Genomic DNA, 14,026 nt, shown 5'->3' on the forward strand with positions numbered 1-14,026 from the left:
GGCCAGCTTCTGCGTATTCCTAGTTGTTGTGGCAGGTGCGGCGCAGAGCTAGCGATCCAGGTTTTCGGTCAGCTCCGCCACCATGCGCTCGAGCAGCGGCAGCGCCTGGTTGAGCGTTTCCCGCTCCGGCTCGGTCATCGCTTCGATGCTGCCGGTCAACGCGTTGATCGCCCGTTGCTTATACGCCGTGAGCTCGTGTACCCCGAGCTCGGTCACCGAGACAAGCGAGGCGCGGCCGTCTTGCGGATCGGCGGCACGCTGCACCAGTCCGTCCTTTTCCAGGCGCATCACCAACCCGGTCATGCTCGGTTGGGCGATGCGCTGCTGCACGGCCAGGTCCCCTACGCGTTGCGGTCCCTGCCGGTGGAGCACGGACAGCACGCGCCATGCGGTGACCGACCGACCGTCGCCAGCGGCCTGGCCGAGCAGTCGGGACATCGCGCCGGAAAAGAGCGTCAGGCCTCCCGCGAGGCCAGCCAGGGGATCTTCTTCGCTTGTCATAGTTACAACATAGCAGAATTACATAGGCTACCTATGTAACTTGCTGATTTATGTTACCCAGGGAACAGAAAAAACCCGCCGTATTCCATCCGAAAGGATGGAATACGGCGGGTAATTTACCGGTTCGGGTGCGGACTACTTGCCCGAATCCTGATCGCGTTCGATCGAAGCATGGGATTCAGCCTTTTCGGCCTCCGCAGCCTCGGCCTTGGCGGCCGCGTTGCGACCGAATGGGGTCCAAAGCGACATCACCGTGGCAATAACGATGGTGGCCAGGATGACGATCAGCGAAATGCTAGTCGGAATCTCCGGCGCCCAAGCAAATCCTTCGCCGCCGTTGACGAACGGCAGTTCATTGGTGTGCAGCGCGTGCAGTACGAGCTTGACGCCAATGAAGGCCAGAATGAAGCTCAAAGCGTGCTTCAGGAAGACCAAGCGGTTCATCAAACCACCGAGCAGGAAGTACAGCTGGCGCAGGCCCATCAGCGCGAAGATGTTCGCGGTGAACACGATGAACGCCGAATCGGTCAGCCCGAAGATCGCCGGAATGGAATCGACCGCGAACAGCAGGTCGGTCATGCCGATGGTAATGAAAACCATGACCATCGGGGTGAACAGCTTCTTGCCATCCACCACGGTGCGCAGCTTGTTGCCGTCATACTCCTTGGCGAATGGCATCTTGCTGGTCAGCTTCTTGACCAGGCCGTTTTCGCTGCCCTCATCCTCATCGTCGTCCTTGAGCTGGTGCCAAGCGGTCCAGAGCAGGAAGGCGCCGAAGATGTAGAAGACCCACGAGAAGTGTTCGATCATGGCAGCACCGGCGATAATGAAGATCGCACGCAGTACCAGCGCGATGATGATGCCGAACATCAGCACCTCTTGCTGGTACTTACGCGGCACCGCGAAGCGGGTCATGATGATGATGAAGACGAACAGGTTGTCGATCGACAACGAGTACTCGGTAATCCAGCCGGCGTAGAACTCCTGGCCGATCTGGGAGCCGGCCTGCCACCAGACAATGCCGCCGAAGATCAGCGCCAAGGTGATGTAGAAACCGACAAAGAGCCCGGCTTCCTTCATCGATGGTTCGTGCGGTCGACGCACAACGTACAACAAATCAAGCAGCAGGATGACGCACAGCGCCACCAAGGCAATGATTTCAAATTGGATAGTTAACCCTGTAGTGCCCACAGAAGAGCAGCCTTTCGTCGTAAGGGTAGGACAAAGATTCGCAAGTCTCTCCGCCGTCACAAATCAATTCGTGTTCGGCTGCTGCGCCCGGCGAAACTTCAATGGTCCGCGTGTTGACGTTCACAGCATTTGGGATACTCCCCTACGTACGAGATTTAATTGTAGCCTACAGGCGGTCTCGCGCGCGCCTCAAGTGGCACGCCCCACCCCCGGCAGACCGCCCTTCCGGCGCCCCCAGCGCCCGCATCCGCGCTAGTCAGCGGGCCGTCGGACGGCGCCGATTAACATTGTGTTAAGCGTGGCCGGCGTCCTTCATCTGGCGTAGCTCCTTCTTCAGCTCCCCCACCTCGTCGCGGATGCGCGCGGCCAGCTCGAACTGCAGCTCGGCGGCCGCCGCATGCATCTGCTCGGTCATCTGCTCGATCTGCCCGAGCAGGTCTTCCGCCGGCGCGGCGGCCAACCCGTCCTTGCGGATCGGCGCGGCCTTGCGCTTGGCGTCCTTGGCCAAGCGGTTGTTGCTCAGCAGCTCCTGGGTGTCGGCATCCTCGCGGGCCAGCTGATCGGTGATATCGGCGATCTTCTTGCGCAACGGGGTCGGATCGATCCCATGCTTCTCGTTGTGCGCCCGCTGGATCTCCCGGCGGCGGTTGGTTTCTTCGATGGCCTTCTCCATCGCGTCGGTGACCTTGTCCGCGTACATGATCACCTGGCCGGACACGTTGCGCGCGGCACGGCCGATCGTCTGGATCAGGCTGGTCGCCGAACGCAAAAAGCCCTGCTTGTCCGCATCCAGGATCGTCACCAGCGACACCTCGGGAAGGTCGAGCCCCTCACGCAGCAGGTTGATGCCCACCAGCACGTCGAAGGAGCCCATGCGCAATTCGCGCAGCAGCTCCACGCGGCGGATCGTGTCCACATCCGAGTGCAGGTACTGCACGCGGATCTGGTGCTCGGTCAGGTAGTCGGTCAGATCCTCGGCCATCCGCTTGGTCAGCGTGGTCACCAGCACGCGCTCGTTGCGCGCCACGCGCACGCGGATCTCGTCGAGCAGGTCATCGATCTGCCCCTTGGTGGGCTTGACGATGATCTCCGGGTCGATCAGCCCGGTGGGGCGAATGATCTGCTCCACGAAGCCATCGGCCTTGCCCAGCTCGTATTTGCCCGGGGTCGCCGAAAGGTACACGGTCTGCCCGACGCGCTCCAGGAACTCATCCCACTTCAGCGGCCGGTTGTCCATGGCCGAGGGGAGCCGGAAACCATGCTCCACCAGGTTGCGCTTGCGCGACATATCGCCCTCGTACATGGCGCCGATCTGCGGCACCGTCACATGCGACTCGTCGATCACCAGCAGGAAGTCATCGGGGAAATAGTCGATCAAGCAGTGCGGGGCGCTGCCCGACTCGCGGCCGTCGATATGCCGCGAATAATTCTCGATGCCGTTGCAGAAGCCCATCTGCTCCATCATTTCCAGGTCATAGGTGGTGCGCATGCGCAAGCGCTGGGCCTCGACGAGCTTATTCTGCGACTCCAGCTCCTTCAGCCGCGCCGCCAGCTCGTCCTCGATGGTCTTGATCGCCTTGTGCATGCGCTCGGCGCCGGCGACATAGTGGCTGGCCGGGAAGATATACATTTCGGTTTCCTCGCGGATGACCTCCCCGGTCACCGGGTGCAGCGTGTAGATCGCCTCCACCTCGTCGCCGAAGAACTCGATGCGCAGCGCCTGCTCCTCGTACATCGGGATGATCTCCACGGTGTCCCCGCGCACCCGGAAGGTGCCGCGGTGGAAGTCCATGTCATTTCGGGTGTACTGCATGGCCACGAACTGGCGCAGCATCGCGTCGCGGTTCAGCTCCTCGCCCCGGCGCACCGTGACCATGCCCTCCACGTACTCCTCTGGGGTGCCCAAGCCGTAGATGCAGGACACCGTGGCGACGACGATCACGTCCCGGCGGGTGAGCAGCGAGTTGGTCGCCGAGTGGCGCAGCCGCTCGACCTCCTCGTTGACCGAGGAATCCTTTTCGATGAAGGTATCGGTCTGCGCGACATAGGCTTCGGGCTGGTAGTAGTCGTAGTAGGAGACGAAGTACTCGATCGCGTTATTCGGCATCAGCTCGCGGAATTCGTTGGCCAGCTGCGCGGCGAGCGTCTTGTTCTGCACCAGCACCAGTGTGGGGCGCTGCACCTGCTCCACCAGCCAGGCGGTGGTCGCCGACTTGCCGGTACCGGTGGCGCCGAGCAGCACGATGTCCTTCTCGCCGCCGTTGAGCCTTTGGGTCAGCTCCGCGATGGCGGTGGGCTGATCTCCGGCGGGGGTGTATTCGCTGACGACTTCGAAGGGGGCGACGACGCGCTTGATCGGCTGTGCAAGGCTCATGCCTCCAGCATAACGAGGCGCACCGACACTCGCCTACGCTTGGGGGCATGCCGATCGCGAAATTACCTGCCGCGGCCCAGCCGGGTGCCGGTGCGCACCGCATTGCGCGCCGCGGTCCGGCGGATCTGCGCGCCGAAGAACCCGACGGTCAGCGCCGTGGCGGCGATCAGCCCGAGCAGGGCGATCCAGCCGGAGAGATACACCACCGGCGAGTAGGGGCCATTGGAGGCAACATATTCCGCCCGGCCCCCGAAGCCCAGCCAGAGCACCAGCGCGAGCGCGAAGCTCGCCAGCATCGTCCACTTCGAAATTTTCAGCATCAGCGGCGCAGTTCCTTCTCAAATAGTTCGGTCACCCGGGCGCGGAGCTCTTCGAGTGTCCCCTCATTATGCAGCAGATGATCGGCGATCTGCGCACGCTGCGCGTCGCTGGCCTGGGCGGCCATCCGGGATTCGGCATCCGCCCGGGTCCACCCGCGGTCCTCGATCATCCGGCGGATCCGCTCCGCGCGGGGGGCCTGCACGACGATGACGGTGTCAAAATCCTGCGCCTGCCCGGATTCGGCGAGCAGCGGAATGTCCTCCACCACGATCGCCTGCTGCCCCGCGGCCGCGCGCAGCTCCTGCGCCCGGGCGCGCACCAGCGGGTGCACGATCGCGTTGAGCTTGCGCCGCTGGGCCTCGTCGCCGAAGACCAGCGCACCGAGCGCCGCACGGTCCAGCGACCCGTCGGCGGCGAAAACGCCCTCCCCGAAGGCCGCCCGGATCGCCTCCAGGCCCGGCGTTCCGGGCGCAACAACCTCCCGGGCGAGCTTGTCCGCGTCGATCAGCACCGCGCCGAGTTCCACCAGACGCGCCGCCACTGCCGATTTGCCGGAAGCCACGCCGCCGGTCAGTCCCACATGGATCATGTCTACCACCCTATAAACTAAGTACGATGAACACCAACGACTCCGCCGCCACCCGCTACACCACGCTCGGCGGCGACAGCGTGCACGAGGTCGAGATCAAGCGTTCGCGCTTCATCACCTACCTCTTCCGCGTCGAATCCGAGGCCGCCGCCCGGACGCATCTCGCGGCGCTGCGCAAAACCCATTTCGACGCCCGCCACCACTGCAGCGCGTTCATCATCGGCCCGGATCGGATGACCCAGCGTTCAAACGACGACGGCGAGCCCTCGGGCACCGCCGGAATCCCGATGCTCGAGGCGCTGGCCAAACGCGATACCGGGCAGGGCGCTGACCTCTCCGATGTCCTCGCCGTCTGCGTGCGCTACTTCGGCGGCATCAAGCTCGGCGCCGGCGGCCTGGTCCGCGCCTATTCCGACTCCGTCTCCCAGGCGCTGAACCACGCGGCCCTGCGCACCCGCCAACGGCTGCGCCTCTTCGAGCTGCCCGCCGCGCATGCGCTGGCCGCCTGCTGGGAAAACGAGCTGCGCTCCGCCGGCTACCAGCTGGGCGACACGCTCTGGCGGGAGACCGACGCGGTGCTGCGTATCGGCATCAACGACGAGCCCGGTGACGCCCAGGCGCTGCGCACCGCCATCGCCACACTGACCTCCGGCGCCGGAATGCTGCGCCCGATCGACACCAGATGGGTGGACCTATGAGCCGCGAACTCCTGGCGCAGCTGCGCCGCTGGCCCGATATCGAGGCGGAGAACCTCTTCGCCGCCGATGCCGCGGACCGGCTGATCCTGGACACCGTCACGCACTGGCCGGAGACGGTGGCCGTGATCGGGGACCATTACGGCGCGCTGGCCCTCGGGGCGCTGGCCTCCGGCGCAAGCCGGGTGCAGGTGCACACCGACTCGCTGACCTCCGCGCGGGCGATCAGCGCGAACCTGCAACGGCTGGCCCCGGACTGGGCGGACCGTCTGGAATTCCGCGCGCTCGATGAGGTAGCCCGCGGCGCGACCCTGGTGCTGCTCTGCCTGCCGCGCGGGCTGGATGTGCTCGACGAGCAGGCCGCCGCCATCGCCGCACAGTGCGACGCGCACACCATCGTGCACGCCGGCGGCATGCTCAAGCATATGAACCGCACGATGAACGAGCTGCTGGCCAAGCGCTTCGCCGCCCTGGAGGTCTCGCACGCCCGGCAGAAGGCCCGCGTGCTCACCGTGCACACCCCCTTGCCCGGGGCACCGTCGGGCGCCTACCCGCTCGCGGCCACGCATTCGGTGAACGGGACCGAATTCACCCTGCGCGCCGGGGCGGCCACCTTCGGCGCGCAACGCCTGGACCCGGGCACCCGGCTGCTGCTGGAGAACCTGCCGGAGCTCTCCGACCATGCCACGCTGCTCGATCTGGCCTGCGGCAACGGCTCCATCGGAGTCTACGCCGCGCTCACCCACCGCGCGCTGCGCGTGGACGCCTCGGATCATTCGGCCTCGGCGGTCGCCTCCACCCGGCTTTCGGCCGCCGCCAATGGGCTCGAAGGACGGATCAGCGCCGTGCAGGACGACGGCCTGGCCCGGCACCCCGCGGCCAGCGCCACGCTGGTCACGCTCAATCCGCCCTTCCACATCGGGAACACGGTCCACGCCGGCATCGCGCTGAAATTGATCGACGAGGCGGCCCGCGTGCTGGCCGAGGGCGGGATCCTGCTCTGCGTCTTCAACTCGCACCTGCGCTACCGCGGCGAGCTCGCCCGGCGCATCGGCCCCACCGAGCAGCTCGCCCGCAACTCCACCTTCACCGTCACCCGCTCCGTTCGCCGCCGCTGACCTTATCCACACCCCGGAACCCGGCCGCGCGCTTCGGACCGCGCCCCGGGCACACTGGAGCCATGAGTACGAGGATCGAGCAGACCGTCGCGGATCTGCAAGCGCAGCTGGCCGGCTCGGGGGAACTTTCCACCCCCGAGCTGCTGACCCTGTCCTCGCTCGCCGCCGATATCCTGCCCGCCCTGCGCACCGCCAGCACCACGCTCACCGACCCGCGGGCCGCGCTGGCCCTGAGCACGCACACCGAACGGCTGGCCCATGAGGCGGTCCGCACCCAAACCCACTGCGCCCACCTGGTCGAAGCCAGCGGCGCGCACCGCTTGGACATCGCCACCCTCGACGCGCTGCGCGCGCAGGCCATCGACTACGCCACCGCCCCGGCCTTCGCCGAGTCCCGCCCCAGCTACAAGGGCGCGACGGAACTCCTCGCCGCCTGGCTGAACCTCGACATTTTCGAGGCCCGCCGCCGGGTGGAGGACGCGCACCTGGTCATCTGCCAATTCGACCAGCAGGGAAACCGCTGCCCGGCGCAATTCCCCCGCCTCGCCCAACGCTTCGCCACCCGCCGCGCCGACCCTCGCGAAACGCTGAGCGCCGCCCGCCGGCTGCATAAGCTCGAACCGGTTCCGGGAGAATTCGACGCACCCGGCACGGCCTGTGCGCAGGATGCCAGCGGGCAGCTGGTCGAAGAAGCCGCCGTGGAACTGCTGGAGGAGCCGGAACCGAAAACCCGGTCCAAGAAGTTGAACCAGCTGATCAAGTCCGCCAAGGCCACTGCTGCCGAGCTCGAGCCGGAGTCGGCTGCCGGAATCTACCGCCAGGGTGAAAAGGATGGGCTCATCGTCTACCAGGTCCGGCTCTCCGCCTTGGACGCCGATGCCTTCGAATCGCTGCTTTCGCAGGCGGACAATCCGCGCACCGAGGCCGGCGCCGCCAGCCGCCAAGTCGAATCGGCCCACGCATCGGGCGCCATCCCGGAGCACCCGGATTTCGTCTCCGACGAACAGGCCGCGGCGAGTACCTGGAACCCGCTGGTGGAGGCGACGGTCGCCCGGCGCCGACTGCAGGGGCTGATGAACCTGTTGACGGTCAATAGCCAGAAGCTCAGCCGGCTGCTGACCGCCCGCACCGCGCAGAAGCCCTCCGCGGGCACACCCGGCGAGGCGCTCGCCCCGGAGGACCCCGAGATCCCGGTGGTTCAGCCCACCATCATGGTCCATCTGACCTTGGCGGAGCTGACCGGATTGGCCAAAACCCACGGGGTGACCGACAGCGGCTTTGAAATGCGGCCCACCGACCTGAGACAGGCCCTGGCCAAAGCGAAGATCATTCCCCTGGTGCTCGGCGGCCGCGGAGAAATCCTGGACATCGGCCGCGAACAACGAAATTTCCCCAAGTACATGCGCCGGGCGATCAAAGCCAGAGACCGTGGCTGCATTGTGCCCGGTTGCACCGTGCCGCCCGAGCACTGCGAACTCCACCACATCTGGTGGTGGTCAAACGGCGGACCCACCGCGGTGTACCTGGGCTGCTGCCTGTGCACCGGGCATCATCACGACGTGCATGCCGGAGTGCTGAAGGTTGCCTCCAACGGCGGCGTCCCGCAGGTCATCCTGCCCAAATTCGTCGATCCGACGCAGACTCCGCAACGCAACAGCATCAATGCCCGCCGCGCGGCCTAGCCTACCGGGTGCCCGCAGATAAACGGCCGCTTGCTGCGCACCCGCACCGCATAGCCATCGATCCCGGCGCCAGCCAAGGAGATCCGCTCGAACTCCGGCATTGCGGCCGGGTCAAACTGTTCGACCTGCATGGTGTTATCCGCTCCATCGCGCCAATGCAGTCCACGCGCCTGGCGTTTGCGCGGTTCCGCGGCCCGGCGCGGCAGGTAGTTCGCGGCCGCTTGGCGGCCCTGGCCGAACACCGTACGCACCTCCAAACGCACCGGCATCGAGTCCCAGCCGCTGAGCCCGGCGATCACCATCCGGTCCCCGCGCCGCACCAGACGGTCGCTGACATGCTCGCCCCAGACCCATGGCTGATCGGCCACGCGCAAGAATTCGGCGGGGCTCAAGTTATTAACCGCCGCGATCCCATGCACCCGGCAGTTATCGAGGCATTCGGCGAATTGCCCGTATTCCAGCGTCTTGGGCTCCCGGCCCGGATCCGTGCAGTCGCATCCGCCCCCGGACAGCGGCTCGGCCGGCACCACCTTGCCCACCGCGGTGAAACTCAGCGGTCCATATCCCCGGGCCAGCGGGATCTCCAGTGCAAGGTGCCCGGCCAGCCGTTGTTCGATGAACCGCACGAGCACCACGACCAGGCACAGAGCCAATGCCATGACTCCGATGACCAGGGAGTCGATGCGATCCCGATCCAGCGCGTTGACCACCTGCTTCGCATCGGTGAAAAACTGCCAGACCAGCTTCAGCAAGGGGTAGATCATCGAGCCCAGCGCCAGATACCACAACGTTTTCGGCAATTGCCGGTAGGCGTGCAACCGCGAGCGCTGCTCGGGCGGAATATCGACCGTGGAGGTTGAAAGAGCACGCCAACGACGCAACCTGGCGATAAAGCGCAGCTGATTGAACAGTCCCGTCAGCGCCAGCAGCCCGAAGAAGGCGCCGCTGCCCAGCAGCACCAGCTGCGGCACACCCACTGGCTGCAGGATCAGATACAGCGCGGCCGTCGCCGTCAAAGCCAGCCAGGGCGCGATCCGGCAGGCGGCCCACATCACCGCAACGCATGCGGCGATCACCGAGAAGGTCAGCAGTCCGCCCAGTTCGAGCTCTTCCCGATCGCGGTAGGCGAAGCGGAACAGGTAAACGTTCAACGCGATCAGCGGCAGCCAGCTCGCGAGCAGGACGATCACATTGGGGATGTCGCGCGGGATGCTGCGCCACTCTTCCTCGGTCACCGAGTAGAACGGCACAGGCTTGCTTTGCGCCGCCCGCACTCCCTCCGAGGCGTATCTCGCCTTCAACTGAGCCATTGCTTATCCTCACCGGCCTCGACTACCCGCTAACAATGATTTAGTCTATAGGCCGGACTTTATGCTTGCACTCCACCTTTGGGTTGATCTTCAATACGCCCCCTACGCAGCCTGGATGAACCGCATCTGGAAAAGAGCAGTTAAATGAAGGAAAGGCCCAACCCGGAGCGGGTTGGACCTTTCCTCTCAGTACTTGCCTAGCTTGACGCTAAGCTCAGCGCAGCAACAGAAATTAGTTGCCGGTCAGCTTCTCGCGCAGGGCAGCCAGTGCTTCGTCCGAAGCCAGGGTGCCTGCATCGGTGGCTGGAGCCTCCGAGGAGTACGATGCTGGAGCAGCAGCTGCGGCAGTTTCGCCGGCAGCAGCAGGCTCTGCTTCTGCGTCGGCAGCGATTGCGGCAACAACCTGCTTCTTGTGAGCTTCCCAACGCTCCTGAGCGGCAGCGTACTGTGCCTCCCAAGCGGCGCGCTGGGTGTCGAAGCCCTCGAGCCATTCGTTCGACTCTGGGTCGAAGCCCTCTGGGTACTTGTAGTTGCCCTCTTCGTCGTACTCTGCGGCCATGCCGTACAGAGCTGGATCGAATTCGGTACCCTCTGGGTCCACGCCTTCGTTAGCCTGCTTGAGCGACAGCGAGATGCGGCGGCGCTCCAGGTCGATGTCGATGACCTTGACGAACAGCTCGTCGCCCACGGAGACAACCTGCTCGGCCAGTTCAACGTGGCGCACTGCAAGCTCGGAGATGTGGACAAGGCCTTCGATGCCGTCTTCGACGCGAACGAACGCACCGAATGGAACCAACTTGGTGACCTTACCTGGTACAACCTGGCCCAGCGCGTGAGTGCGGGCGAAGGTCTGCCAAGGATCTTCCTGGGTAGCCTTCAGCGACAGCGAAACGCGCTCGCGGTCCAGATCGACTTCGAGAACCTCGACGGTGACTTCCTGGCCAACTTCGACAACCTCGGATGGGTGGTCGATGTGCTTCCAGGACAGCTCGGAAACGTGGACGAGACCGTCTACGCCGCCAAGGTCCACGAATGCACCGAAGTTGACGATGGAGGAAACGACGCCCGGACGAACCTGGCCCTTTTCCAGCTTGTTGAGGAAGGTCGAGCGGACCTCGGACTGGGTCTGCTCGAGCCATGCACGGCGGGAAAGCACAACGTTGTTGCGGTTCTTGTCCAGCTCGATGATCTTGGCTTCGATTTCCTGGCCGATGTACGGAGCCAGGTCGCGCACACGGCGCATCTCGACGAGCGATGCTGGCAAGAAGCCACGCAGGCCGATGTCCAGGATGAGGCCACCCTTGACAACCTCGATGACGGTACCGGTAACGACGCCGTCTTCTTCCTTGATCTTCTCGATGTCGCCCCAGGCACGCTCGTACTGAGCGCGCTTCTTGGACAAGATCAGACGGCCTTCCTTGTCTTCCTTGGTCAGGACCAAGGCTTCGACGCTGTCGCCAACGGTGACAACTTCACCTGGGTCAACGTCGTGCTTGATGGAAAGCTCGCGGGAAGGGATGACACCTTCGGTCTTGTAACCGATATCGAGCAGAACTTCGTCGTGGTCAACCTTGACGACGGTGCCTTCGACGAGGTCACCATCGTTGAAGTACTTGATGGTGGCATCGACTGCGGCCAAGAAGTCCTCAGCGGATCCGATGTCGTTAATTGCGACAACTGGTGCGCTGCTGTTCTCGTTCGAGGTGATGGTCATGTAGTAGGGACTCCGATGTGGATAGATTTGATCAGTCGAAACCCCGGAAGTCCCGGAATTTCGAAGGGGGTAGAACATGAATGCGGACACGACAAAGCCATGGCACGCTGTTCAAGTCTACGCGCCTAGCACACGGCGGGTCAAAGCGTAACCCGCCAACATCCTCGCAAGCGTTTTGTGAACTTCGTCATATCTGCCGGTTAATGCGACCCGTCCCACTAGAAACCGTGCGGAGTGAATCCCTCGCAAGCCGTGCTGAATAAGTCCAGCCACGGCCCTGCTGTTCCTCCGCCTTCCAGTTCAGCGCGTCCTGACGCAAGCAGGAGGTCCAGCTGAACAGTGCCCAGATACAGTCCAGCCAGATCCCGCTCCGACAGCGCCACCCGCGGCAGATCGGATTCGGCCTGCCCTTCCTCGATTCGGCTCACCGTGGCGCGGGAATCGGACACGTCGAACAGGTAGGTTCCGGAGATCAGGTTCATCGGATCATTCACGCACAACAGCAGACGGCCGTCACGCTGGTAGCCGCGGGCTTCGAAGGCAGCGGCAACGTCAAGCACCCGAAGCCACAGCACATCATCGATCGAACGCACCTGGTAGTCCCGCACGTTATCCAGTACATTGCGCAGTGGATCCGCCACAGGGCCTTGGCCGTGCACTTCCTCGACCAGGTCATGTTTGCCCAGGTACTCGAAGAGCTTGAAGCGGGCGGCGTCGCTCGTGGCCACCAGCTTTTGCACGACCAGCTTTGCCTTGGGCTCATCCCATCCGCCGAACTTGTAGGCGGCGAAACCACCGAGCTGGCCGGCGCCGTCGTAATAAGCGGCGAAGCGCAGGTTCTTCGGCTTATCCAAGGTCTCCCAAGTGTCCCAGCGTCCCAGGGCGAAGCCGTTGTCGTACTCGGTGCTGTCCACGGAACCGAAGGTTTGCTCCAGCGCACGCACGGCCAGCGCAGCATACTCGGCTCCGAACTGCTTCGGATCGATGTCGATCACCTGTCCAGGCACCTGCACCCGCAGCTTGACCCCGTGGGCGCACTTGAGCGTGAATCGGCATTGGTAGGTGGCTGGCTCGAAGCCGTACCGCCCGTAAATGGTCGCCTCCGACGCGGTCAACGCCGCAATCGGGAATCCCGCCTGCTGGGCATAAGCCAGGTCGGCAGTGATCTGCCTCGACAGGATTCCGCGCCGCCGATAGCTCGGAGCGACCGTGACCGCAGTAATCTTGTGCGCTGCAACGGGCGCCTGGCCGCCGGCATTGAGCAGCCCTGGGAACGCGCCATAGGTGTGCACCGGGTGCGCGGCATGTCGCGAGTGCGGCTCGGCAGCTGGATCGAACACCAGTGAAAAGCGCATTTTCAGCGCGTAGGTCAGATCCAGGTAGTTCGACCACTGGTTCTCTTCGGGCAGCTGCTCATAGAAGCCGATCCCGGTGGCCTGGTGGAACAGCTTGATCGATTCATCGAGCTCGGGGCTGCGGACGGTGGCCTGGTAGGTCCGGGTTTCCAGCTTCGGCTTGCTTGCTAATTCCATCGTGCTCCTCGGCAGGAAATATGTGGCTGATCACAGTCTATGCTAGCGCCGGTGCGGCGCAAGGGGTTCACCAGGCTTCGGAGAGCTTAACGAACTCCAGTCCGTCCTGGAGGGCACCAGCCAGTCCGCGAGCGATCCCCCGGGCCGTGCCTGACGCCGGTTGGTTGAAATGCCCGATCCCCACGCCGCCGTCCTTCAGCAACTGAAATTGTGCGGCCACCGTTGCTGCCGGGAAGGTCGCGCCCGCATCCAGATTCACCGTGAAGTTCATCGGGATCAGTCCCAGCTGGCGGCACAGCGCCGCTGAGACCTCATCCATATGCGCGGTGCCCGATCGGAAAAACCGCGCCGCCACCCCGAACTCATCGTTCAGATACCGCTGGTTGCCCATGACCTCGTCGTAGGCTTCGCCCACCGAACGAGTTCCGGAAATTCCGTAGGCCGCTTGCCCATCTATGGTCAATGGAACATGCGAGGTTCCATGATTTGCGATTTCAAACAATGGATCGTCTACCAGCTGCGCCAAGTATCTGCCGTTGCTCCTGGCCCATCGCTGGTTGACGAACAATGTTGCGGGCACCTCGCGCTCGCGCAAGGCATCGATCAGGGCATGGTCGATAGCCGAACCATGCGCTCCCCCGCAGGCGTCAAAGGTCAGCGCCACCCTATTTTTCCCGGTGGGCATCGCCAGTTCGATCCCCTTGGCCTCCAAACCGAACTCGCCTGCCGGAGCATTCTTGAATTGCTCGATGATCTGCGCGCGCGTGGGGTACTGCTGCGCGGGGCTGGCAACGGACGAGGGCGCGTTGGTTGCAGGGGTACTGGTTGTCGAAGCAGGCGAGGATGCAGCCATCGATTCCGACGCACCCTTGGGCACCTGTGCAGCGCAGCTGCTAAGCAGCCCCGCTGCGGCTGCCCCGAAGCCCAAGGCTCCGGCCTTCAAAGCCCAGCGGCGCGAGCGCTGTTCCATGTTCGTCTCTTCCATCATGCACAGTGGTT

Annotated in this window: 12 protein-coding genes; 3 read left to right on the forward strand and 9 right to left on the reverse strand. The window is 64.2% G+C overall.

The window, feature by feature from the left end; translation table 11 throughout:
• Window positions 1-48 precede the first annotated feature (48 nt).
• The 5 genes from CQ015_RS05035 to coaE form a co-directional block, all read right to left on the reverse strand.
• Complete coding sequence (locus CQ015_RS05035) at window positions 49-501, reverse strand: MarR family winged helix-turn-helix transcriptional regulator (RefSeq protein WP_105649532.1); 453 nt, start codon at window positions 499-501, stop codon at window positions 49-51.
• A 135-nt stretch (window positions 502-636) separates the two neighbouring features.
• Window positions 637-1,692: a TerC family protein gene (locus tag CQ015_RS05040; RefSeq protein ID WP_258133463.1), complete on the reverse strand. Its 1,056-nt coding sequence runs from the start codon at window positions 1,690-1,692 to the stop codon at window positions 637-639.
• Window positions 1,693-1,984: 292 nt separating this feature from the next.
• Entirely contained in the window at window positions 1,985-4,066 is a 2,082-nt protein-coding gene (gene uvrB / locus CQ015_RS05045) for an excinuclease ABC subunit UvrB (protein ID WP_096285200.1), read from the reverse strand.
• Window positions 4,067-4,128: 62 nt separating this feature from the next.
• Complete coding sequence (locus CQ015_RS05050) at window positions 4,129-4,386, reverse strand: hypothetical protein (protein ID WP_105552329.1); 258 nt, start codon at window positions 4,384-4,386, stop codon at window positions 4,129-4,131.
• Window positions 4,386-4,976, reverse strand: a complete 591-nt coding sequence (gene coaE / locus CQ015_RS05055) for a dephospho-CoA kinase (RefSeq protein ID WP_105649596.1) — start codon at window positions 4,974-4,976, stop codon at window positions 4,386-4,388. Before coaE ends, CQ015_RS05050 begins: the two co-directional genes overlap by 1 nt.
• Window positions 4,977-5,002: 26 nt before the next feature.
• Here coaE and CQ015_RS05060 point away from each other — a divergent pair, with 26 nt between their 5' ends.
• The 3 genes from CQ015_RS05060 to CQ015_RS05070 all read left to right on the forward strand — a co-directional run bounded on the left by CQ015_RS05060 (window position 5,003) and on the right by CQ015_RS05070 (window position 8,471).
• Window positions 5,003-5,674: a YigZ family protein gene (locus CQ015_RS05060; RefSeq protein WP_105649533.1), complete on the forward strand. Its 672-nt coding sequence runs from the start codon at window positions 5,003-5,005 to the stop codon at window positions 5,672-5,674.
• Entirely contained in the window at window positions 5,671-6,789 is a 1,119-nt protein-coding gene (locus tag CQ015_RS05065; RefSeq protein WP_181150358.1) for a class I SAM-dependent methyltransferase, read from the forward strand. The genes CQ015_RS05060 and CQ015_RS05065 overlap by 4 nt, the downstream gene beginning before the upstream one ends.
• A gap of 62 nt (window positions 6,790-6,851) precedes the next feature.
• Window positions 6,852-8,471 (forward strand): HNH endonuclease signature motif containing protein, encoded by a 1,620-nt coding sequence (locus CQ015_RS05070; RefSeq protein ID WP_105649535.1) that lies wholly within the window; start codon window positions 6,852-6,854, stop codon window positions 8,469-8,471.
• Here CQ015_RS05070 and CQ015_RS05075 read toward each other — a convergent pair.
• The 4 genes from CQ015_RS05075 to CQ015_RS05090 form a co-directional block, all read right to left on the reverse strand.
• The gene (locus tag CQ015_RS05075) at window positions 8,468-9,781 is read right to left on the reverse strand and encodes a hypothetical protein (RefSeq protein ID WP_105649536.1); all 1,314 of its coding nucleotides are present in this window, start codon (window positions 9,779-9,781) and stop codon (window positions 8,468-8,470) included. The genes CQ015_RS05070 and CQ015_RS05075 overlap by 4 nt on opposite strands.
• Before the next feature lie 232 nt (window positions 9,782-10,013).
• Window positions 10,014-11,495, reverse strand: a complete 1,482-nt coding sequence (rpsA, locus tag CQ015_RS05080; RefSeq protein WP_105552334.1) for a 30S ribosomal protein S1 — start codon at window positions 11,493-11,495, stop codon at window positions 10,014-10,016.
• A gap of 218 nt (window positions 11,496-11,713) precedes the next feature.
• A complete protein-coding gene (locus CQ015_RS05085) occupies window positions 11,714-13,027 on the reverse strand; it encodes a GNAT family N-acetyltransferase (protein WP_105649537.1) in 1,314 nt (437 codons plus the stop codon).
• Window positions 13,028-13,094: 67 nt separating this feature from the next.
• Window positions 13,095-13,997 (reverse strand): polysaccharide deacetylase family protein, encoded by a 903-nt coding sequence (locus CQ015_RS05090; RefSeq protein ID WP_105568916.1) that lies wholly within the window; start codon window positions 13,995-13,997, stop codon window positions 13,095-13,097.
• Window positions 13,998-14,026: the final 29 nt, after the last annotated feature.

This window comes from Arthrobacter sp. MYb221 (assembly GCF_002979835.1).
Classification (GTDB): domain Bacteria; phylum Actinomycetota; class Actinomycetes; order Actinomycetales; family Micrococcaceae; genus Glutamicibacter.

Coding starts and splice junctions, on each gene's coding strand:
- CQ015_RS05035 (WP_105649532.1), bottom strand. CDS start 501: ATGACAAGCGAAGAAGATCCCCTGGCTGGCCTCGCGGGAGGCCTGACG.
- uvrB (WP_096285200.1), bottom strand. CDS start 4,066: ATGAGCCTTGCACAGCCGATCAAGCGCGTCGTCGCCCCCTTCGAAGTC.
- CQ015_RS05050 (WP_105552329.1), bottom strand. CDS start 4,386: ATGCTGAAAATTTCGAAGTGGACGATGCTGGCGAGCTTCGCGCTCGCG.
- coaE (WP_105649596.1), bottom strand. CDS start 4,976: ATGATCCATGTGGGACTGACCGGCGGCGTGGCTTCCGGCAAATCGGCA.
- CQ015_RS05060 (WP_105649533.1), top strand. CDS start 5,003: ATGAACACCAACGACTCCGCCGCCACCCGCTACACCACGCTCGGCGGC.
- CQ015_RS05065 (WP_181150358.1), top strand. CDS start 5,671: ATGAGCCGCGAACTCCTGGCGCAGCTGCGCCGCTGGCCCGATATCGAG.
- CQ015_RS05070 (WP_105649535.1), top strand. CDS start 6,852: ATGAGTACGAGGATCGAGCAGACCGTCGCGGATCTGCAAGCGCAGCTG.
- CQ015_RS05075 (WP_105649536.1), bottom strand. CDS start 9,781: ATGGCTCAGTTGAAGGCGAGATACGCCTCGGAGGGAGTGCGGGCGGCG.
- rpsA (WP_105552334.1), bottom strand. CDS start 11,495: ATGACCATCACCTCGAACGAGAACAGCAGCGCACCAGTTGTCGCAATT.
- CQ015_RS05085 (WP_105649537.1), bottom strand. CDS start 13,027: ATGGAATTAGCAAGCAAGCCGAAGCTGGAAACCCGGACCTACCAGGCC.
- CQ015_RS05090 (WP_105568916.1), bottom strand. CDS start 13,997: ATGGAACAGCGCTCGCGCCGCTGGGCTTTGAAGGCCGGAGCCTTGGGC.